Genomic DNA, 325 nt, shown 5'->3' on the forward strand with positions numbered 1-325 from the left:
GCGCCTCCCGTCCGTCACGCACCCACGTCGGACCGCCGTGTCAGGCCGTCCGCAGCACGAGACCGCCGTGCTCGACGCGCAGGCTGGCAGCGGCCACCAGGCCGAACGGATCACCGTCCAACTGCAGCTGTTCGGGCTCGTCGAGCACGAGGTCGAGTCGCCGCGCCGTCGTGTAGCCGAGCGTCCGCGACCGCGGGAGGAAGCGCGCGAGCAGCCGTCCGAAGCGCGTCCGGTGGTAGAAGCGGTTGAGCGACAGGCCGTAGCCGATCTTCGTCCAGCCGAAGGCGCCACGCGGGCGGAACGCCACCGCGTCGAGGAGCCCGTC

The 325-nt window shown here is 72.6% G+C and carries 1 pseudogene; it reads right to left on the reverse strand.

The annotated features are described in order from the left end of the window. Positions 1–40 precede the first annotated feature (40 nt). Positions 41–325: pseudogene (locus BIV03_RS19435) on the reverse strand (transcriptional regulator); the annotation flags it as partial.

The organism is Curtobacterium sp. MCBA15_016, from assembly GCF_001865105.1.
Classification (GTDB): domain Bacteria; phylum Actinomycetota; class Actinomycetes; order Actinomycetales; family Microbacteriaceae; genus Curtobacterium.